Below are 18,807 nucleotides of genomic sequence, written 5' to 3'. Positions count from 1 at the left end.
TGTTTGTTCCTACAATTCGCCGTGGCCGACGCGGGCGCCGGGGGGTTGGTCGCAAAGCTTCTGGCCCATGGTCACGAACGGCGCGACCAGCCGCAGCCGCTCCTCGACGTCAGCGGAATCGCGAAACAGGGCGCGGTTGGCCATGTTGCCGAGCGTCAGCTGCATCGGGTCGGTCGTGACGATGACGCCACGCGGGTTGAAATCCTCGTCTTCATCCAGGCCCTTCGGCCGGCCTTCGAAGAACATCACAACTTTCTGGCCGCCGCCCCAGACGCAAGCGAGCATTCCCTCGTCGACCGAAAACGGCCATCCGGCCTCGTTGCCGGCGCGCGTGATCGGCTGCAGCCGCACCTCTTCAGCCGAAGGCATGTGGAACATGCCTTGTTCCCCCGCCAGCATCAGCGGCATCGCGACAGCCATCTGCGCCATCATCAGTGCGCCACTGCCGCCGCCGCCGCCTCGTCGATCAGCCGGCCGGTGCGGAAGCGTTCGATGGTGAAGGGCGCATTGATCGGATGCGGATCGTCCCTGGCGATGGTGTGGGCAAAGACATGGCCCGAACCAGGCGTCGCCTTGAAGCCGCCCGTGCCCCAGCCGCAATTGACGTAGAGGCCGGGCACCGGCGTCTTGGCCAGGATCGGCGAGCGATCGGGCGTCACGTCGACGATGCCGCCCCACGAGCGCAGCATCTTCATGCGCGTGAAGATCGGGAACATCTCGCAGATGGCGTCCAGCGTATGCTGCAATATGTGCAGGCCGCCGGTCTGCGAATAGGAGACATACTGGTCGGTGCCGGCGCCGATCACCAGCTCGCCCTTGTCGGACTGCGAGATATAGGCGTGCACCGTGTTCGACATGACCACACATGGCACCACCGGCTTGACCGGCTCCGACACCAGCGCCTGCAGCGGATAGCTTTCCAGCGGCATGCGCACGCCGGCCATGTTCATGATGACCGAGGAATGGCCGGCGGCAACCACGCCGACCTTCTTGGCGCCGATGAAGCCGCGCGTCGTGTCGACGCCCGTGACCGCGCCGTTGGCGGCGCGCTTGACGCCGGTGACCTCGCAATTCTGGATGATGTGGACGCCGCGCGCCGAAGCGCCGCGCGCATAGCCCCAGGCGACCGCGTCATGGCGCGCCGTGCCGCCGCGCCGCTGCAGCGCGGCACCGACGACCGGATAACGCGCATCCCTGGAGATGTTGAGCGGCGGGCAGAATTCCTTCGCCTGCTCAGGCGACAGCCATTCATTGTCGATGCCGTTCAGCCGGTTGGCGTGGACATGGCGCTTCAGCACCTGGATGTCGTGCACATTGTGGGCCAGCATCATGACGCCGCGCGCCGAATACATGACGTTGTAGTTGAGCTCCTGGCTAAGCCCGTCCCACAGCTTCAGCGCATGGTCGTAGATGCCGGCGCTTTCGTCATAGAGATAATTGGAGCGGATGATGGTGGTGTTGCGGCCGGTGTTGCCGCCGCCGAGCCAGCCCTTTTCCAGCACCGCGACATTAGTGATGCCATGCACCGTGGCGAGATAGTAGGCGGTGGCCAGGCCATGGCCGCCGGCGCCGACGATGATGACGTCGTATTCCTTCTTGGGCTCAGGCGAGGACCATTGTTCCTCCCAACCCTTGTGGCCGCGCATGGCCTCGCGGGCGATGGCGAATACCGAATATTTTTTCAACGTCCCAGCCTCGCGCCAACAGATCTCGCGGATTGCAGCCGGGCTTTTGTTCGGCCCGGTGCGCGAGGTGTATCACTAGCGAAACAGCGCTTCCACCCTTGCGCTGTTTGCGACGGCGCTTGCCGTTTTGCGCCACGACGAAAAAGACCCATGCGGGCTGGCTGCCGTGGTTGGGTTCAGCCACATTATCCGTCGGGCGATTCTGGAGGACGAATATGGGCAATGCCTGGTGGAATCTGACCTTGCGCTTCCTGCTGGAGCTTGCCGCCTTGCTCGGTCTCGGCAATGCCGGCTGGCACCTTTCCGACGGATGGTGGCGCTGGGTCCTCGCTTTGGCCTTGCCGATCATTGCGGCCCTGCTTTGGGGTACTTTCGCGGTGCTCAACGACCCAAGCCGGTCGGGACGCGCACCTGTGCCGGTTCCGGGCACGGTGCGGCTGGCGCTCGAACTGGTCATCCTGTTCGGCGGCGCTGCCGGATTCTATGCCGCGGGTCACACGACCGCGGGCATCGTCGTCGCCTTGCTCGTAGCCATCAGCTACGCATTTTCGCACGACCGGCTGGGCTGGCTGCTGAAGCAATAGTCAGGACGACGCGACCTTCGCAGGTATCGGGTGGCTCCGACCTGCTCCATCTGCGACCAACATCCCGATTGCCGGCCAGACTGGCGCGAAAAACAGGGATGCCAAAAATGCTCGCACTCGCCAACAAGATCGCCATCGTCACCGGCGCCAGTTCCGGCATCGGCCGCGCCACGGCAAAACTCTTCGCTGAGGAAGGGGCCAGGCTCGTCGTCGCCGCCCGTCGCCAGGCCGAGCTCGATACGCTTGTCGCCGAGATATCGGACGTGGAGGGCAAGGCCATCGCGCTTGCCGGCGACGTCAGGGACGAAGCCTATGCGAAGGCACTTGTCGATCTGGCGGTCGAACGCTTCGGCGGCCTTGATATCGCCTTCAACAATGCCGGCGCCGTCGGCTTGATGGCGCCCCTGCCCGACATGATGCCGACGGCATGGCACGAGACGATGGACGTCAATCTGACCGGCGCCTTTCTCGGCGCGAAGTATCAGATACCGGCCATGCTGGAGCGCGGCGGCGGCTCGCTGATCTTCACTTCGAGCTTTGTCGGCTACACTGCCGGCATGCCGGGCATGGCCGCCTACGCCGCCGCCAAGGCCGGCCTGATCGGCCTGACACAGGTGCTGGCCGCCGAATACGGGCCGAAAGGCCTGCGCGTCAACGCATTGCTGCCGGGCGGCACCGACACACCGGGCGCAACGACAACGACGCCCGAAGCCCGCGCTTTCGTCGAAGGCATCCATGCGCTGAAGCGCATGGCGCAGCCGGAGGAGATTGCCCGCTCGGCGCTTTATCTCGCCTCCGATGCCTCGAGCTTCACAACGGGAACCGCGCTGTTCGCCGATGGCGGGGTCTCGATCAACCGGACGTGAAGTTTTTTTGCGGCGAACAGGCCGGTTCACCGCTTTGACGCAGGCAGCCGGTCTTGCTTTTTCCGCGCGATTTGGCGATTCCGTTTCCTGTCGAAACGGGTCCCGAAACCATGATGCTGATCCGAACCTATGTGGCCGCGAGCGCGATCGAGGGCGTCGGCATGTTCGCCGCCGAGCCAATCCGGAAGGGCGCGTCGATCTGGCGGCTTAACCCGGATTTCGACCGGCTGATCCCGATGGACGAATACGAGGCCGCACCCCAGCCTCTGAAGGAATTGCTCGACCGCTATGCTTATCCGAGCCCGGATCGGCCGGGCTTCATGGTCTATGAGGTCGACAATGGCCGCTTCATGAACCATTCGGCGACGCCGAACACCGATTTTTCGCAATATGGCGGCGCGACAGCTACCCGCGACATTGCCGCCGGCGAAGAGATCACTTGTGACTACGGCGAATTCTTCGAGGATTTCGAACGGCTGCACCTGGCCACGGCGTAGTTGGCGCCCTATCTCGGGGCGACCGTGGCAATTTGGCTGTTGTCCTGCATTTCGGCTGTGGACAGCGCGGCCTGATTCTGCTATCAGCCGCCACAATTCGTGGTGTCGACCGCCGCGGAGGCTAGTGGCTATGGCTACTTGCCTGTTGATATCAAACCCGAAAGACAGGATTGCCCGTGCAGGTACTCGTCCGCGACAATAACGTTGATCAGGCGCTTCGCGCGCTCAAGAAGAAGATGCAGCGCGAAGGCATTTTCCGCGAAATGAAGATGCGCGGCCACTACGAGAAGCCTTCCGAGAAGCGCGCCCGCGAAAAGGCAGAAGCCGTGCGCCGCGCCCGCAAGCTGGCCCGCAAGCGCGCCCAGCGCGAAGGCCTGCTGCCGATGACGCCGCGTCCGGTGGCTGCCGGTGGTGCTGCTGGCGCAGCGCGTCCGCCGCGCTGATTATCGCCAATATTTCGTCCTTTTCGAAGGATACCAAGGTGGCGCGATGCGGAATCGCCGCCACCTTTTTATTTTGATTGTGACCCGGCCCGGAGGGGGGATCCGGACCTGAACGACGCGGCATAAGTGAGGACAGGGCAGACATGAACGCAATAAGCGTGGAGCGCGGGACCGCATTGCGTGGTTTCGCCCTGACGGCAGCCCTGCTTTCCGGATTGGTGCTGGCCGGCTGCCAGACATCGGGCCCGACCGGCGAGTTCAACAACATCGACAAGGCGCAAGGGTCGAGCGAGAACATCTCCTCGCTGTCGGCCGTCATCCAGCGCAATCCCCAGGATCCCGAAGGCTACAATGTGCGCGGCTCGGCCTATGGCCGCGGTGGCCAGTATCAGGCGGCGCTCAAGGACTTCAACCAGGCCATCCAGCTCAATCCGAATTTCTACCAGGCCTATTCCAACCGCGCGCTCATCCAGCGCTTCCTCGGCAATCAGGCGGCCGCGCTCGACGACTACAACAAGTCGATCCAGATCAACGGCAATTATGACGCCGCCTATATCGGCCGCGGCAATCTCTACCGCAAGGCGGGCCGCACCCAGGACGCCTTCAACGATTTCCAGAAGGCGATCCAGCTCGACACGACGGACGCCCGCGCCTACCACAATCGCGGCCTGATCTATCAAAGCCAGGGCCAGCACAAATTCGCCATCGAGGATTTCTCGACCGCCATCTCACTGGCGCCGGATGCCGCCGAGCCCTACAACGGCCGTGGCCTCTCCTATCTGGCGACGGGCGACGAGGACAACGCCTTCTCCGACTTCAACATGGCCATCAAGCTCGACGGCAAGAACGCCGAGGCCTGGGCCAATCAGGCGCTCATCTACGAGCGGCGCGGCGACAAGGCGAAGGCGGCGAAATCCTATAAGGAAGCCGTGCGCCTCAACCCCAATTACCAGCCGGCCAAGGACGGCCTCGCCCGCGTCAGCTGATATCGGCGTTAGCAGAGCCGGCTAAGCATTATGGCGACGTCGGCGTGTCCGAAAGGACACGCCGCGCTGAAGATCGCCGCCCATCCGGCAACCGCGCGTTAACCCCCGCACCAAGCCGTTAACCCTTGCCTTGTTCGCGCCAAGTTTTCAGCGGAACGGTCTGGTCACTCGAGCCGTTATTCCAAGCGATTTGCGAAAGGACCCTCCCATGATCAAGAAACTCGTCAGCGCCGCTGCCCTTGCAACGACCGTGTTCGCTGCCGCTCCGGCCAGCGCCGGAAAGCTGCAGCTCGGCACTCTCGACTGCACCATCGACGGCGGCACCGCCTATATCGTCGCCTCCAACAAGGGCGTGTCCTGCGTCTTCCGTCCCTACCACCACGGTCCGTCGGAGATCTACACCGGCGTCATCTCCAAGATCGGTGTCGATCTCGGCCAGACGCATCAGGGCCAGCTCGTCTGGGCGGTTCTTGCCGCGACCCGTGACCGCGACGCGGGCGACCTTGCCGGCAGCTACTATGGCGTCAATGCCGAGGCGAGCGTCGTCACCGGCGGCGGCGCCAACCTGCTGGTCGGCGGCTTCGACGGCGCCTTCATGCTGGAGCCGCTCAGCGTCCAGGCACAGACCGGCGTCAATCTCGCCGTGGCCGTGACCTCGCTTCAGCTGATTCATTCGCTGAAGTGATCGAACGGAGCCACGCGCTCCTCTCTACCTTACGGCGCGGAACCATATAGGATGGTTCCGCGCCGTTTGATTTTGAGGGGAACGATATGCCGAAGACAGCCATCGCCGCTGCCGTGATCGTACTCGTGCTCGGCGCGACACAGGCGCAGGCGCAGGACCGAGGCATCGAACTTGGTACCCTTGAATGCGCCATTGGCGGGGGCACCGGCTTCATCTTCGGCTCGACCAAGGATCTGAGCTGCACCTTCACGCCGACCGACAAGAGCTTCGCGCCGGAGGCCTATTTTGGCGCGGTCAACAAATACGGCCTCGACATCGGCACGACAAAACAGTCGGTGATGCGCTGGCTGGTGCTGACGCCGCTGAAGAACATCTACGCGCCGGGTGCGCTGGCGGGCGACTATATCGGCGCCAGCGCCGAGGTGACGGCCGCCGTCGGCGCCGGCGCCAATCTCCTGGCCGGCGGCTCCTCGCAGGCCTTCACCCTCCAGCCGCTCAGCCTGCAGACGCAGACCGGCATCAATCTCGCCATCGGCGTCAGCCAGTTCCAGCTGCGCAGCACCGAGAACTGACCGCCTTGAAAAAACCGCTTGAGCTCAACCGCGGTTGAGGTCCTACAAGCCCAGCCCGACCGGACCGGCACCCCCGATGGGCACGCTATCCGGCGCTGTTGCCGCGCATGGTCCTGCCGGAAAGCCTTGCTGGCTTCTGGTGCCATGCGCCGGCATCGCGATATGCAAAAGCATGGGGTGGACATGACTGAAATCAGCACAAACAGGGTCGACTGGCGCGCATTGTGGGCGAGCGGCGACCTGGCGCGCTTCTGCTTCATCAGCCTCGGCATCCTGCTGCACGCCACCAACGAGACGATGGTGGCAACCGTCATGCCGGCGATGGTCGGCGAACTGGCCGGGGTGCAGCTCGTCGGCTGGTCATTGGCGATCTACGAGCTCGGCGCCATCGTCGCCGGTGCCGCCGCCGGGCGACTGGTGAGCTACGTGGCGCTGCGCACCAATATGGTGGTCGCGGCCCTGCTCTACGCCGCCGGCGCGCTGATCTGCGCCACCTCGCCTTCCATGCAGTTGTTCCTGGCCGGCCGGCTGATCGAGGGGCTGGGCGGCGGCGCGCTGGTATCGCTCGCCTTCGTCTCGGTCGAGCGGCTGTTTTCGCGCACCATCTGGCCGCAGCTCTTCGGCATCATGTCGGCGATCTGGGGCGTCGCGGCGTTCGGCGGCCCGTTGCTGGGCGCTATCATGACCGAATTCCTGTCGTGGCGCTGGGCCTTCGGCGTCTTCACCCTCGGCGGTACCGCCATGGCGTTGGCAAGCTTCCTCGTGCTCAACACGCCGGAGGCGAAGAAACCCAGCACGAGCGCCGGCAAGACCCCGCCCTTCCCCTTCGCCGCCCTTGCCTGCCTGGCCGTCGCCGTGGTGCTGATCGCCTCGGCCGGCATCGACATCGCCCTGCTGCGTTCCTCTCTGCTGATCGTGCTGGGCCTGGCCGGGCTCGCGCTGTTCTTCACCATCGACGCGCTGAAGCCGCGCTCGCGGCTGTTCCCGGCGCGGCTGTTTTCGTGGCGCACTCCGGTCGGTGCCGGCATGACCATGGTCGCCGCCTTTTCCGTCGCGACCTGCTCCTTCGGCGTCTACGGGCCGCTGCTTTTGACCAGCCTGCACGACATCCCGCTGCTGACCACCGGCTACATCATCGCCGCCGAATCGATCGCCTGGTCGATCCTGTCGATCCTCGTCGCCAACGCGCCGCCGCAGCGTGAACGGCTGATCATTGTTACCGGCGCGCTGATGATCGCGGCGGGCATCGCCGGCTTTGCCTATACGATACCCCTGGGCTCGATCCCGCTGATCCTGGTCTGCGCCTTGCTGCAGGGCGGCGGCTTCGGCATTGCCTGGCCGTTCCTGACCCGCGTCATCGTCGCCTCCGCCCCGGACGACGAGCAGACCATCGCCTCGGCCGCGGTGCCGACCATGCAGCGCATCGGCTACGCCGTGGGGGCCGCCCTTGCCGGCATCGTCGCCAATGCCAGCGGCTTCTCGCAAGGCTTGAACCACGACGCGGCGGCCAATGTCGCGAGCTGGCTGTTCCTTGCCTTCGTCCCGCTTGGCATCCTCGGCTGTCTCGCCGCCTTGCGGACGTCGGTGGCCGCAACTCGGCCGTTGGAAGCCGTCGTCTGACTGGAGCAATTCCAGGAAAAGTGTGTACGGTTTTCCGCCCGGAATTGCGTCAAAACAAAAAGTTAGAACTTCAATTCGAGCTGTCTCAATCGACACGCAGCCGATAGCCGACACCGGTCTCGGTGGTGATGTAGCGCGGCTGGTCGGGGGTCTTCTCGATCTTCTGCCGGAGCTGCCTGACATAGACCCGGAGATACTGCACGTCGGTCGAATCATCCCAGATCTGCTTCAGGATGAAATGGTGGGTCAGCACCTTGCCGGCATGCTGCACCAGGATGCGCAATATGTCGTATTCCTTCGGCGAGAGTTTTATCTCCTTGCCCTCGACCTTGACGATGCGCTTGACCAGATCGACGCTGAGGTCGCCGCTTTGGAATACAGGCTTCTCGCCCTGTTGCTGGAACTTGTGACGCAACGCCACGCGGATGCGCGCCACCAGTTCGTTCATGCCGAACGGTTTGGTGACATAATCGTCGGCGCCGAGTTCGAGCGCATTGACGATGCCGGCCTCGTCGGTGCGGCTGGAGAGGATGACGACGGGAATGTCGAGGCCCTCGTCACGCCATTTGCGCAGGAGCTCATGACCGCCCATGCCAGGTAGGCCGAGGTCGAGCAGCACCAGATCCGGCTTTTCCTGTTCCATCAGTTCGATCGCCACCTTGGCGTTCGGCGCCTCGCTGATGACATAGCCCTGGCTGCCGAGGCCGACCCGAAGCAGCTTGCGGATCGGCGGCTCGTCATCGACGACCAGTATCCTGACATTCGAATTTGTCATGAAGGCCGATCCACGCTGGTCTCTTCGCCGCGATTGCCGGCATCGCGTGCTTCCGCCGGCATCGGGATCCTGATGGTGAACGCAGCCCCTGTGCGGTCGGTCCGGTTGGCGGCCGAGATGGTGCCGCCCATCGATTCGACAAAGCCGCGGCAGATCGACAGGCCAAGGCCGGTGCCGGCGCGCACCTGATCGCCCTTGCGCGCCCGGTAAAAGGTGTCGAACACACGTTCCAAATCATGCCCCGGAATACCCGGCCCCTCATCCATGATCTGCACGATGACGGATCCATTGTCGGCCCATCCCTGCACGCGGATCGTCGAGCCGGACGGCGAATATTTCGACGCATTGTCGAGAAGGTTGAACAGAACCTGCTCGAACAGCACGGGATCGAGCTTCAGCATCGGCAGGTCGGGCGGAATATCGACCTCGATCTTGTGCTCGCTGGTGATCTTGCGGGCGCGGTTGAGCGCCGTGCCGACGATATCGCCGACATAATGCAGGGCATAGTTCGGCTCCATGGCCCCGGATTCGATCTTGGTCATGTCGAGCAGATTGGCGATGAAGCGGTTCAGCCGCTCCGATTCGTCGATCACCGTCGACAGGAGCTCCGCCCGGTCCGGCTCGGGCAGATCCGGCGCGAATTCCTTGAGCGTGCCCGCCGCTCCCATGATCGCCGAGAGCGGCGTTTTCAGATCATGCGAAATCGAGGTCAGCAGGGCCGAGCGTAGCCGGTCGGCTTCGGCGGCGAGCTTGGCGCGGTCGACATCGGCGACCAATTGGACGCGTTCGATCGCCACCGCCGCCTGGTCGGCCAGCGCATCGAGCAGGCGCTGTTGCTCGGGCGTCAGCAGCGGGCCCTGCTTGTCATTGTCGAGACCGACGACACCGATCGCGGTGCGCCCGGTACGCAAAGGCAGATAAAGGCGTTTGGCGCCAGGCAGCGTATCGGCGCCGCGCCCGGCGGCGCGGTTGTGTTCCCAGGCCCAGCGGGCTGCGGCGATGTCGGCTTCGGCCAGCGTGTCGTCCGGCGGATAGCCTGCCTTGACGGTGATGGTGCCGTCTTCGGGCAGAAGCAACACCACGCGCAGCTTCAGCATCGAGGCGATCTGGAAGGCGGTGGCCCACAGCACGTCGTCGAGCGTGCCGGCGCCGGCGAGCTTCCTGGAGAAGAGGTAGATGTCCTCGGTGGCCCGTGCCCGCGAGCGGGCGGCGACGGCCTGGCGCTGCATGCGCGCGGCGAGATTGCTGGCGATCACCGCCACGGCAAGGAAGACGGCGAGCGCCACGATGCTCTCGGGATCCCGGATCGTCAGTGTGTAGCGCGGCTCGAGGAAGAAATAGTTGAAGGCAAGGGCACTGAGGAAGCACGCATAGAGCGCCGGCCAAAGGCCGCCGGCCACCGCCGATGTCAGCACCGCCAGGAGGAAGACGATCGCCAGATTGCGGACGTCCAGGAACTGGTCGAGGACGGCGCTGACGGCCAATGAACCCGCAACATAGGTCGTGGCCAGCAGATAGGGCCAGATCTGGAATTGCTTCTGCTCGGCCGCTGCCTTGACCCTTCTCGAGGTCGCTTCGGCATCCCGCTCGGTCCCCGAAATGACGTGGACGCTGATGTCGCCGGCGTTGCGGATCAAATCATAGGTGAGCGAGCCCTCGATCAGTTCGCGCCAGCGCGACCGGGTCGGCCTGCCAACCACGATATGGGTGAAATTGTTGGCCGCCGCGTGGCGCACGATGTCCTGCGCGACGTTCTGGCCGGGAATGGTCGTCACCTCGGCGCCGAGTTGCTCGGCAAGGCGCATCAGCGTGGCGAGCCGGTCCTTGTCTTCCTCGGACATGCCGGCCGAGCGCGGCGTATCGACATGCAGCGCCGTCCACGGCGCGCGAAGCCGGTCGGCCAGCCTGCGTGCGTAGCGGATGCGGGCCGCGCCGCCCGGACGCGCGTCGACGCAGACGAGCACCCTCTCGCCCGCGGCCCATGGGCCCTGGATGGCGTGCGACTGCATGTGATTGAGCAACTGCTCGTCGACACGCTGGGCGGTGCGGCGCAGCGCCAGTTCGCGCAAAGCCGTCAGATTGCCCGACGAAAAATAGTTCTCGATGGCGCGCTGCGCCGTGTTGGGGAAATAGACCTTTCCCTCTTCCAGCCGCTTGATCAGGTCGTCGGGCGTCAGGTCGATGATTTCGACATCGTCGGCCTGATCGATGATGGAATCGGGAACCGTCTCGCGCACCCTGACCCGCGTGATCTGCGCGACGACGTCGTTCAGGCTTTCGACATGCTGGATGTTGAGCGTCGTGTAGACGTCGATGCCGCGCGCCAGGATCTCCTGGACGTCGAGATAACGCTTGGGGTGGCGGCTGCCGGGCGCGTTGGTGTGGGCGAGCTCGTCGACCAGAACCAATGCGGGGCGCCGGGCGAGGATGGCGTCGATGTCCATCTCGTCGAGGACGCGCCCCTTGTAGTCGATCTTGCGGCGGGGGATGACTTCGTAACCCTCGACCAGGGTCTGGGTTTCCCTGCGGCCATGCGTCTCGACGACGCCGATCACCACATCGATGCCGTCCGCCAGCCTGGCACGGCCCGACATCAGCATTTCGTAGGTCTTGCCGACACCGGGCGCGGCGCCGAGGAATATCCGCAGGCGGCCGCGTCCTTCCCGCTCGGCGTGCTCGAGCAGCGCGTTGGGGGAAGGTCGGTTTTCGTTGCTTCTGTCGTCCGGCATCAGGATCGATCATGGCGAGGTCCGGGGATGCTGTCGATCCCCGGACCTCTCCATCACCTATTTAGCCGCGTCGAGCGCCAGGTTGAGCGCCAGCACGTTGACGACAGGCTCTCCCATGAAGCCGAGCTCCCTGCCCTCGACCTGGCCGTCGACGAGCGCCTTGACCTTGGCTTCGTCGATGCCCCTGGCCTTGGCCACGCGCGGAACCTGGAAATAGGCGGCCTCCGGGCTGATCTGCGGGTCAAGGCCGCTGCCCGACGTCGTCACCAGATCCATTGGGACCGGTGCGTTCGGATTCTCCGCCTTCAGCTTCTCGGCATCGCCCTTGATGCGCTCGATCAGCTTGGGATTGGTCGGGCCGAGATTGGTGCCGCCGGAGGCGGTGGCATCGTAACCATTGCCGGCCGCCGAAGGCCTGCCATGGAAATACTTGTCGCTGGCGAAGACCTGGCCGATCAGCTCGGAGCCGATGACCGTTTTGTCCTTCTCGATCAGGCTGCCATTGGCTTGGTGCGGAAACAGCGCCTGGGCAATGCCGGTCATGCCGATCGGATAGATCAGTCCGGTCAGGACCGTGAAGAAGACGATCATGATGACCGCGGGTCTTATCTGGGTGAGCATGGATCTATTCCTTAAGCGAGGCCGAGGGCGGTGACGATCATATCGATCGCCTTGATGCCAACGAACGGCACGATGATGCCGCCGAGGCCGTAGACGAGGAGGTTGCGGCGGAGCAGCGCGCCGGCGCCGATGGCGCGATATTTGACGCCTTTCAGCGACAGCGGGATCAGCGCGATGATGATCAGCGCGTTGAAGATGATGGCCGACAGGATGGCGCTCTGCGGCGTGCCCAGATGCATGATGTTGAGCGCCTGCAACGGGCCGGTCGTCTGTCCCGGCGCGACGTAGAAGATCGCAAACATCGCCGGGATGATGGCAAAATACTTGGCAACGTCATTGGCGATGGAGAAGGTCGTCAGCGAGCCGCGTGTCATCAGCAGCGCCTTGCCGATCTCGACGATCTCGATGAGCTTGGTCGGATCGCTGTCGAGGTCGACCATGTTGCCCGCCTCGCGGGCGGCGACCGTGCCGGTGTTCATCGCGACGCCGACATCGGCCTGGGCAAGGGCCGGCGCATCGTTGGTGCCGTCGCCGCACATGGCGACCAGCTTGCCCTTGGCCTGTTCGTCTCGGATCAGCTTCAGCTTGTCCTCGGGCGTTGCCTGGGCGAGAAAGTCGTCGACGCCGGCTTCCGCCGCGATCGCCGCTGCCGTCATCGGATTGTCGCCGGTGATCATCACCGTGCGGATACCCATCTTGCGCAACTCGGCAAAGCGCTCCCTGATGCCACCCTTGACGATGTCCTTGAGGTGGACGACGCCGAGCAGGCGACCATCGCGCTCGACCGCCAGCGGCGTGCCGCCAGACTTGCCAATCTCGTCAGCGATCGCCTGGAGATCCCTGACGGTATCGCTGCCGGGACGCGTGCCGTGGGCGGCGACCGTCGACTGATTGACGTGGGCAAGCACGGAATCGACGGCGCCCTTGCGTACCGACGAGCCGTCGATGTCGACGCCGCTCATGCGGGTCTGCGCCGTGAAGGGCACGAAGGTGGCGTGCAATGTCGCCATGTCACGGGCGCGGATGCCGTATTTCTCCTTGGCCAGCACGACGATCGAGCGCCCCTCAGGCGTCTCGTCGGCGAGCGAGGCGAGTTGCGCCGCGTCGGCCAGTTCCTGCTCGGTGACGCCCTTGACCGGGCGGAATTCGGTCGCCTGGCGGTTGCCGAGCGTGATGGTGCCGGTCTTGTCGAGGAGCAGCGTGTCGACGTCGCCGGCGGCTTCCACGGCACGACCCGACATGGCCAGCACGTTGAAGCGCACCAGGCGGTCCATGCCGGCAATGCCGATGGCCGAGAGCAGCGCGCCGATGGTGGTCGGGATCAAGGTGACGAACAGCGCGACCAGCACAGTCACCGAGATATAGCCGCCGGAATAGGAGGCAAAGCTCGGGATGGTCGCGGTGGCCAGCACGAAGATCAGCGTCATGCCGACGAGCAGGATGTTGAGCGCGATCTCGTTCGGTGTCTTCTGGCGCGCGGCCCCTTCGACCAGTGAGATCATGCGGTCGAGGAAGGTGTGGCCGGACGCGGCTGATATGCGCACGCGGATCCAGTCGGACAGAACCTGCGTGCCGCCGGTGACGGCAGAACGGTCGCCGCCGGATTCGCGGATGACCGGTGCGGACTCCCCGGTGATTGCCGCCTCATTGACCGAGGCCACGCCTTCGATCACCTCGCCGTCGGACGGGATGATGTCGCCGGCTTCGACCAGCACGATGTCGCCGACCTTCAGGCTGGTGCCGGGCACCAGCTTGAATTTGGAGCGGTCCTCGCCGGCCAGCAGCTTGGCCTGGGTCTCGGTGCGCGCCTTGCGCAGCGAGTCGGCCTGCGCCTTGCCGCGCCCCTCGGCGACCGCTTCGGCGAAATTGGCGAACAGCACGGTGAACCACAGCCAGATAATGATCTGCAATGTGAAGCGCAGGTCGCCGCCGCCGGTGATGAGGTCCCTGACGAACAGCACTGACGTCAGCGCCGAGACGATTGCGACGACGAACATCACCGGGTTGCGGGCCAGCGTGCGCGGGTCGAGTTTGCGGAAGGCACCGCCAATGGCGGGCCAAAGAATGCTGGCATCCACGATGCTGGCTGATTTTGTGTGACTCATTTTGAAGCTCCGGCTTCGCTGTTGTTGGGCGGCACCGGGTGATTGGATGCCGAAAAGGGTGGGCCGTAGACCAGCAGCCAGATCACGATCATGACGGCCGCAATGCCCAGGAACGTCGACACGGTCGGGAAGGGAGGAGGCTTGGCCTCCCCCTCGCTGTCGGCCGGCGGCCTGGCCTTGCGACGCTTGCTGCTGAACAAGGGCATGGCCGCCTCAGAAGGTTTGCCCATGGATCATCGCCAGGTGCTCGATGATCGGCCCGACGGCGAGCGCAGGGAAGAAGGTAAGGCCGCCGACGATGACGATGACGCCGATCAGCAGCCCGACGAACAGCGGCCCATCGGTCGGGAAGGTGCCTGCCGAAGCCGGCACGGTCTTCTTCGCCGCCAGCGAGCCGGCGATGGCGAGCGCCGGGATGATGACCAGGAAGCGGCCCATCAACATGCCGATGCCGATGGTGATGTTGTACCAGGGCGTGTTGCCGCTGAGGCCGCCAAAGGCCGAACCGTTGTTCGCCGCCGCCGAGGTGTAGGCGTAGAGCACCTCGGAGAAGCCGTGCGGACCGCCATTGGCAATCGAGGCCACGGCGCTCGGCAGGACAACGGCGATCGCCGTGAAGATCAGCATGGCGAGCGGCAAGCACAGGATGGCCAGCATCGCCATCTTGACCTCCTTGGCCTCGATCTTCTTGCCGAGATATTCGGGCGTACGGCCAACCATCAGGCCAGCAACGAAGACCGCAATCACGATGAACATCAGGATGCCGTAGAAGCCGGCGCCGACGCCGCCGACGATGACCTCGCCAAGCTGCATGTTGATGAGCGGGATCATGCCGCCGAGCGCGGTGAAGCTGTCATGCATGGCGTTGACCGCACCGCAGGAAGCGGCCGTCGTGATGACGGCGAACAGCGCCGACAGAGCGATGCCGAAGCGGGTTTCCTTGCCTTCCATGTTGCCGCCGTCGATGCCCAGCGCATGGATCAGCGGATTGCCCGCGGCCTCTGCCCAGTAGCAGACGGCGACGCCGGCGATGAACAGCGCGCCCATCGATGCCAGGATCGCCCAGCCCTGGCGCTGGTTGCCGACCATGCGGCCGAAGACGTTGGTCAGCGCGGCACCCAGCGCGAAGATCGTCACCATCTGGATCAGGTTGGAGATGGCGTCGGGATTTTCGAACGGATGCGCGGCATTGGCATTGAAGAAGCCACCGCCATTGGTGCCGAGCATCTTGATGGCGACTTGCGAGGCCACCGGGCCAAGCGCGATGGTCTGCTTGGCGCCTTCCAGCGTGGTGGCGTCGACATACGGCCCAAGCGTCTGCGGTATGCCGAGCCGGACATAGACCAGGGTGAGCACGATGCAGAGCGGCAGGAGTACGTAGAGCGTGCAGCGGGTCATATCGACCCAGAAATTGCCGATCGATTTGCCGGAGGCGCGGGCAAAGCCTCGGATCAGTGCAATCGCGATGGCAATGCCGGTGGCCGCCGAAACGAAATTCTGGACCGTCATCCCGGCCATCTGCAGGAGATAGGACATCGTGCTTTCGCCACCGTAGTTCTGCCAGTTGGTGTTGGTCACGAAACTGGCGGCGGTGTTGAAGGCGAGCGCCGGATCGATCGCGCCCATGCCGGCGGGATTGTAGGGCAGACTGCCCTGCAGGCGCTGCAGGGCATAAAGCACCAGGAACCCGGCAAGGTTGAACAGCAGCAAGGCCACCGCATAGGCGGTCCAGTGCTGTTCCTCGCGTTCGCTGGTGCCGCAAATGCGGTAGAGCCCACGCTCGAGCGGGCCGAAGATCGGTGAAAGCGGCGTGCGATCGCCGTTGAAGACGCGGTGCATGTAGAAGCCAAGCGGCTTCGTCAGCAAAACGATGATCGCGCAGAAGACAAGGATCTGTATCCAACCGTTCAGTGTCATGGCTTGTGGCTTTCCGTGCCTTCAGAAGCGTTCTGGACGAACGAGGGCGTATGTGAGGTAGGCGAGCAGGAACAAGGTCACGCCGCCGCCGAGGATGTAATCGAAAAGCATGGCTCGATCCTTCAGCTCAAATTCTGTCGCAGGCTTTGACGTAGGCTAAGGACAGGGCAAAAAACAAAGCCCCTATCCCGAGAACAACGATGTCCATTGTGCTTGTTCCTTGCTTTGATTTTTCTATTCGGCAACTGCCGGAGTAGGCTTGCAATTACGTGAAAACGGCGCGCCGCATTCCGATTGGCGGCGTTCGACGTTTTTCCCCTGCGGAATATGGACCCGTTCGCCATAAACGTTCGAGACGGCGCGGGGCGGAAAGAAATAGGAATTTTATAAAGGTTTTGCCGGCCGTCGGTGTCGGGGGAGATGGCGTCCCGATGAGGATTTGTCGGGTTGGACCGCTCGACCGCGCTATGCGGCGCGGATGGAACGAATCATTCTGCGGGAGATTGTCGCCCTGAGGGTTCACGCATCAGAGGATATGACGATGGCAAAGCAGAAAATGCTCGACGACCTGTTTCATGACACGCTGAAGGACATCTATTTCGCCGAAAAGAAGATATTGGCGACACTGCCGAAAATGGCCAAGGCCGCGCAAAGCGCCGAGCTGAAGGCCGCCTTCGAAAAGCACCGCACCGAGACCGAGGGCCACGTCGCCAGACTGGAGAAAGTCTTCGGCGTGATCGGCAAGAAGCCGGTCGGCAAGACCTGTGCGGCGATCATGGGTATCACCGAGGAAGGCGGCGAGATCATGGAGGAGTACAAGGGATCTCCCGCGCTCGATGCCGGTCTGCTGGCCGCCGCGCAGGCGGTCGAGCACTACGAGATCTCACGCTATGGCACGCTGAGGACGTGGGGCGGTGAACTCGGCCTGAACGAAGCCGTGACGCTTCTCGAAGCAACGCTGAAGGAAGAGAAGGCCACGGACGAGGCCCTGACCAAGATCGCGGAGACGGCGGTCAACGTAGCAGCCGAAGCGGCTTGAACGTCTCGCCCACAGGATCGGGGAGCCGCGTCTGGAATAAACTAACGCGGCTCCCGCATCATGCTGAGATAGGTGGGATCGAACTCGGCGATTTCCTGCAGCCGGTGCCAGTCGAGAATGGTCACCGTGTGGTTTGCCCAGTTGACGACCCCGACCTTGCGCAAGGCGCCGATAACCCGGTTCATGTGCACCACCGACAAGCCTAGCACATCGGCCAGTTCAGCCTGCGAGAGCGGCAGGTGAAAGCTCATGCCACCGGTCCGCTGCACGACCTGCAGCCGCACGAAGAGTTCACAGACGAGATGGGCCAGATGCGAGGTCTTGGAGCGCCGCCCCATGGCGACGATCCACTCGCGGTGGATGGCGCCGTCGACCAGCGTGTCCAGCCACAACAGCCGGGTCAGGTGCGGCGCCTGCTCGGTGATGGCGCGAAGCCGGCTATGGTCCGCGAACATGACATGACAGGGCGACAGAGCGACGATGCCGTGATCCATGGTCTTCAGCAGGAAAGCGTGGAGATCGACGAAATCGCCGGACACCTGCAATGAGGTGAACTGCCGGCCGCCATTCTCCAGCACCTTGTAGCGCGCCGCCAGCCCATCGAGGATCAGCGTCGAATAAGTCGGACGCGACCCCGATGCGACGATGTCCTGGCCGGTGGCGAAATGCCTCTCGAACGTCATGGCGCCGGCGAGCAGCGCCTTCTCGGCGTCTGACAGCGCGTCATGCTGCCCCAGGTTCAGATAGAGGGATTCAAGCACCGCAATCTCCGGCGAAAGGGCTTCGACAGCCGATCGCCATCTTGTTCTGTCGGAAGCAAAGGCGGCTTCGGCTGCATACGCCGTTGGCCGCTGCTAAGCATTAACATTTGTTAGCGCCTGCTTGTTCCGCGGCAAATGCCCCTCTGACGGAACAACTGGTTGGTCCGCGAATTGTCGGTTGAATATTTCGCCATCTCATCAGTCTGAGGTTCAGCCCATCATGCCTCGATATTATCTTGACCTCTACAATGGCGACGGTCTGACGGTCGATGATGACGGCCAGGTCTTCGAGACCCGCGAACGCCTACGGCGCGAAGCGATCCGCATTCTGCCCGACATCGTCCGCGACGAGATCATCGAAAACGGCCACACCGCCATCACCGTCAAGGTACGCGACGAGGAGGGACACCAGATATTCGAGGCGTCGCTCGTCGTCTCGTCAGGTTGGTGTGACTGACACCTCTCTATCCCGGAACATCGATGACAAAAGCCTTCCAACCATCATTTGTAATCGCCGCCCCCGCCGCAACGCTGCACCATGCGGGGCCGGAAGATGATGGAGGCGGCGATTTGTTCCAAATCAACGCTGGTTCGTAATGGAGTTAGCAGCACATGGTCCGTGCAAAAGTCGACACCCAGCGCGATGAGCGCGCCAAGCGTGAATCGCAGATCGTACTCGACGCCGAGCGGGCGGCCCGCGAAGCGAAGACAGCCAGATTGAGAGAGCTGCGCCTCGCAGCGCAGTCATCGCAAGAGCCCGATCCGACGAGGCCCAAGCCGACGCGTCGGCGCGCGCCTTCGAAAGGTTGATCGCCTACACCGTTGGGCAAAACATCATCGGCAGATGACGGCGATCCTTGTGATCGCCTTGCAACAAAGCGAAGCCCGGCTCGGGAAGGCCAAGCCGGGCTTTCGGTGGTGG

The 18,807-nt window shown here is 63.8% G+C and carries 20 protein-coding genes; 10 read left to right on the top strand and 10 right to left on the bottom strand.

Translation table 11 applies throughout. From position 1 onward, the window contains the following. Window positions 1–9 precede the first annotated feature (9 nt). Both FJV83_RS20705 and FJV83_RS20700 read right to left on the bottom strand, forming a co-directional pair. A complete protein-coding gene (locus FJV83_RS20705; protein WP_142884527.1) occupies window positions 10–432 on the bottom strand; it encodes a hypothetical protein in 423 nt (140 codons plus the stop codon). After that, window positions 432–1,685, bottom strand: coding sequence for a sarcosine oxidase subunit beta (locus FJV83_RS20700; RefSeq protein WP_095772544.1), 1,254 nt, complete (start codon window positions 1,683–1,685; stop codon window positions 432–434). The genes FJV83_RS20705 and FJV83_RS20700 overlap by 1 nt, the downstream gene beginning before the upstream one ends. Before the next feature lie 215 nt (window positions 1,686–1,900). On the opposite strand from FJV83_RS20700, the gene FJV83_RS20695 reads away from it, so the two are divergent. The 8 genes from FJV83_RS20695 to FJV83_RS20660 all read left to right on the top strand — a co-directional run bounded on the left by FJV83_RS20695 (window position 1,901) and on the right by FJV83_RS20660 (window position 7,938). Further along, window positions 1,901–2,269 carry a YrdB family protein gene (locus FJV83_RS20695; protein ID WP_142884528.1) on the top strand — a complete coding sequence of 123 codons (369 nt, stop codon included), beginning with the start codon at window positions 1,901–1,903 and terminating at the stop codon, window positions 2,267–2,269. A 107-nt stretch (window positions 2,270–2,376) separates the two neighbouring features. Then, entirely contained in the window at window positions 2,377–3,135 is a 759-nt protein-coding gene (locus FJV83_RS20690) for an SDR family oxidoreductase (RefSeq protein ID WP_142884529.1), read from the top strand. Between the two features lie 110 nt (window positions 3,136–3,245). Continuing rightward, window positions 3,246–3,632: an SET domain-containing protein-lysine N-methyltransferase gene (locus FJV83_RS20685; protein WP_010911428.1), complete on the top strand. Its 387-nt coding sequence runs from the start codon at window positions 3,246–3,248 to the stop codon at window positions 3,630–3,632. Between the two features lie 176 nt (window positions 3,633–3,808). Next, complete coding sequence (gene rpsU, locus FJV83_RS20680; RefSeq protein WP_010911429.1) at window positions 3,809–4,075, top strand: 30S ribosomal protein S21; 267 nt, start codon at window positions 3,809–3,811, stop codon at window positions 4,073–4,075. 143 nt (window positions 4,076–4,218) lie between these two features. Then, window positions 4,219–5,061 carry a tetratricopeptide repeat protein gene (locus FJV83_RS20675; RefSeq protein WP_095772541.1) on the top strand — a complete coding sequence of 281 codons (843 nt, stop codon included), beginning with the start codon at window positions 4,219–4,221 and terminating at the stop codon, window positions 5,059–5,061. A gap of 208 nt (window positions 5,062–5,269) precedes the next feature. Beyond that, window positions 5,270–5,746 carry a DUF992 domain-containing protein gene (locus FJV83_RS20670; RefSeq protein ID WP_095772540.1) on the top strand — a complete coding sequence of 159 codons (477 nt, stop codon included), beginning with the start codon at window positions 5,270–5,272 and terminating at the stop codon, window positions 5,744–5,746. Between the two features lie 86 nt (window positions 5,747–5,832). Further along, entirely contained in the window at window positions 5,833–6,318 is a 486-nt protein-coding gene (locus FJV83_RS20665; RefSeq protein ID WP_142884530.1) for a DUF992 domain-containing protein, read from the top strand. Between the two features lie 183 nt (window positions 6,319–6,501). Beyond that, window positions 6,502–7,938: an MFS transporter gene (locus tag FJV83_RS20660; RefSeq protein WP_142884531.1), complete on the top strand. Its 1,437-nt coding sequence runs from the start codon at window positions 6,502–6,504 to the stop codon at window positions 7,936–7,938. 85 nt (window positions 7,939–8,023) lie between these two features. Here the strand turns inward: FJV83_RS20660 and FJV83_RS20655 are convergent, their stop codons facing one another. From FJV83_RS20655 to kdpF, 7 genes are read right to left on the bottom strand one after another with little or no spacing between them, the layout of a single operon-like run. Further along, on the bottom strand, window positions 8,024–8,713 hold the full coding sequence (locus FJV83_RS20655) for a response regulator transcription factor (RefSeq protein ID WP_142884532.1): 690 nt from the start codon (window positions 8,711–8,713) through the stop codon (window positions 8,024–8,026). After that, window positions 8,710–11,442 carry a sensor histidine kinase KdpD gene (locus FJV83_RS20650; RefSeq protein WP_142884533.1) on the bottom strand — a complete coding sequence of 911 codons (2,733 nt, stop codon included), beginning with the start codon at window positions 11,440–11,442 and terminating at the stop codon, window positions 8,710–8,712. The genes FJV83_RS20655 and FJV83_RS20650 overlap by 4 nt, the downstream gene beginning before the upstream one ends. Before the next feature lie 57 nt (window positions 11,443–11,499). Continuing rightward, complete coding sequence (gene kdpC / locus FJV83_RS20645) at window positions 11,500–12,063, bottom strand: potassium-transporting ATPase subunit KdpC (protein WP_095792624.1); 564 nt, start codon at window positions 12,061–12,063, stop codon at window positions 11,500–11,502. Window positions 12,064–12,074: 11 nt separating this feature from the next. Then, complete coding sequence (gene kdpB, locus FJV83_RS20640; protein ID WP_095772535.1) at window positions 12,075–14,168, bottom strand: potassium-transporting ATPase subunit KdpB; 2,094 nt, start codon at window positions 14,166–14,168, stop codon at window positions 12,075–12,077. After that, the gene (locus FJV83_RS20635) at window positions 14,165–14,374 is read right to left on the bottom strand and encodes a hypothetical protein (protein WP_245433474.1); all 210 of its coding nucleotides are present in this window, start codon (window positions 14,372–14,374) and stop codon (window positions 14,165–14,167) included. The genes kdpB and FJV83_RS20635 overlap by 4 nt, the downstream gene beginning before the upstream one ends. 7 nt (window positions 14,375–14,381) lie before the next feature. Next, entirely contained in the window at window positions 14,382–16,085 is a 1,704-nt protein-coding gene (gene kdpA / locus FJV83_RS20630) for a potassium-transporting ATPase subunit KdpA (protein ID WP_142884534.1), read from the bottom strand. A gap of 21 nt (window positions 16,086–16,106) precedes the next feature. Then, entirely contained in the window at window positions 16,107–16,196 is a 90-nt protein-coding gene (gene kdpF, locus FJV83_RS20625; protein ID WP_019861144.1) for a K(+)-transporting ATPase subunit F, read from the bottom strand. Window positions 16,197–16,626: 430 nt separating this feature from the next. Between kdpF and FJV83_RS20620 the strand changes: the two genes are divergently transcribed. Continuing rightward, the gene (locus FJV83_RS20620; protein WP_185973273.1) at window positions 16,627–17,124 is read left to right on the top strand and encodes a ferritin-like domain-containing protein; all 498 of its coding nucleotides are present in this window, start codon (window positions 16,627–16,629) and stop codon (window positions 17,122–17,124) included. A gap of 41 nt (window positions 17,125–17,165) precedes the next feature. Here FJV83_RS20620 and FJV83_RS20615 read toward each other — a convergent pair whose 3' ends face one another. Next, on the bottom strand, window positions 17,166–17,885 hold the full coding sequence (locus tag FJV83_RS20615) for a Crp/Fnr family transcriptional regulator (protein WP_142884536.1): 720 nt from the start codon (window positions 17,883–17,885) through the stop codon (window positions 17,166–17,168). 220 nt (window positions 17,886–18,105) lie between these two features. Between FJV83_RS20615 and FJV83_RS20610 the strand changes: the two genes are divergently transcribed. Next, a complete protein-coding gene (locus FJV83_RS20610; RefSeq protein WP_095772530.1) occupies window positions 18,106–18,342 on the top strand; it encodes a hypothetical protein in 237 nt (78 codons plus the stop codon). The last annotated feature ends 465 nt before the right edge of the window (window positions 18,343–18,807 follow it).

Origin of the sequence: Mesorhizobium sp. WSM4307 (genome assembly GCF_007003945.1) — a bacterium.
GTDB lineage: Bacteria > Pseudomonadota > Alphaproteobacteria > Rhizobiales > Rhizobiaceae > Mesorhizobium.
This window is presented reverse-complemented; position numbering and strand designations above follow the sequence as displayed.

Coding starts and splice junctions, on each gene's coding strand:
- FJV83_RS20705 (WP_142884527.1), bottom strand. CDS start 432: ATGATGGCGCAGATGGCTGTCGCGATGCCGCTGATGCTGGCGGGGGAA.
- FJV83_RS20695 (WP_142884528.1), top strand. CDS start 1,901: ATGGGCAATGCCTGGTGGAATCTGACCTTGCGCTTCCTGCTGGAGCTT.
- FJV83_RS20690 (WP_142884529.1), top strand. CDS start 2,377: ATGCTCGCACTCGCCAACAAGATCGCCATCGTCACCGGCGCCAGTTCC.
- FJV83_RS20685 (WP_010911428.1), top strand. CDS start 3,246: ATGATGCTGATCCGAACCTATGTGGCCGCGAGCGCGATCGAGGGCGTC.
- FJV83_RS20675 (WP_095772541.1), top strand. CDS start 4,219: ATGAACGCAATAAGCGTGGAGCGCGGGACCGCATTGCGTGGTTTCGCC.
- FJV83_RS20670 (WP_095772540.1), top strand. CDS start 5,270: ATGATCAAGAAACTCGTCAGCGCCGCTGCCCTTGCAACGACCGTGTTC.
- FJV83_RS20665 (WP_142884530.1), top strand. CDS start 5,833: ATGCCGAAGACAGCCATCGCCGCTGCCGTGATCGTACTCGTGCTCGGC.
- FJV83_RS20660 (WP_142884531.1), top strand. CDS start 6,502: ATGACTGAAATCAGCACAAACAGGGTCGACTGGCGCGCATTGTGGGCG.
- FJV83_RS20655 (WP_142884532.1), bottom strand. CDS start 8,713: ATGACAAATTCGAATGTCAGGATACTGGTCGTCGATGACGAGCCGCCG.
- FJV83_RS20650 (WP_142884533.1), bottom strand. CDS start 11,442: ATGCCGGACGACAGAAGCAACGAAAACCGACCTTCCCCCAACGCGCTG.
- kdpC (WP_095792624.1), bottom strand. CDS start 12,063: ATGCTCACCCAGATAAGACCCGCGGTCATCATGATCGTCTTCTTCACG.
- kdpB (WP_095772535.1), bottom strand. CDS start 14,168: ATGAGTCACACAAAATCAGCCAGCATCGTGGATGCCAGCATTCTTTGG.
- FJV83_RS20635 (WP_245433474.1), bottom strand. CDS start 14,374: ATGCCCTTGTTCAGCAGCAAGCGTCGCAAGGCCAGGCCGCCGGCCGAC.
- kdpA (WP_142884534.1), bottom strand. CDS start 16,085: ATGACACTGAACGGTTGGATACAGATCCTTGTCTTCTGCGCGATCATC.
- kdpF (WP_019861144.1), bottom strand. CDS start 16,196: ATGCTTTTCGATTACATCCTCGGCGGCGGCGTGACCTTGTTCCTGCTC.
- FJV83_RS20620 (WP_185973273.1), top strand. CDS start 16,627: ATGGCAAAGCAGAAAATGCTCGACGACCTGTTTCATGACACGCTGAAG.
- FJV83_RS20610 (WP_095772530.1), top strand. CDS start 18,106: ATGCCTCGATATTATCTTGACCTCTACAATGGCGACGGTCTGACGGTC.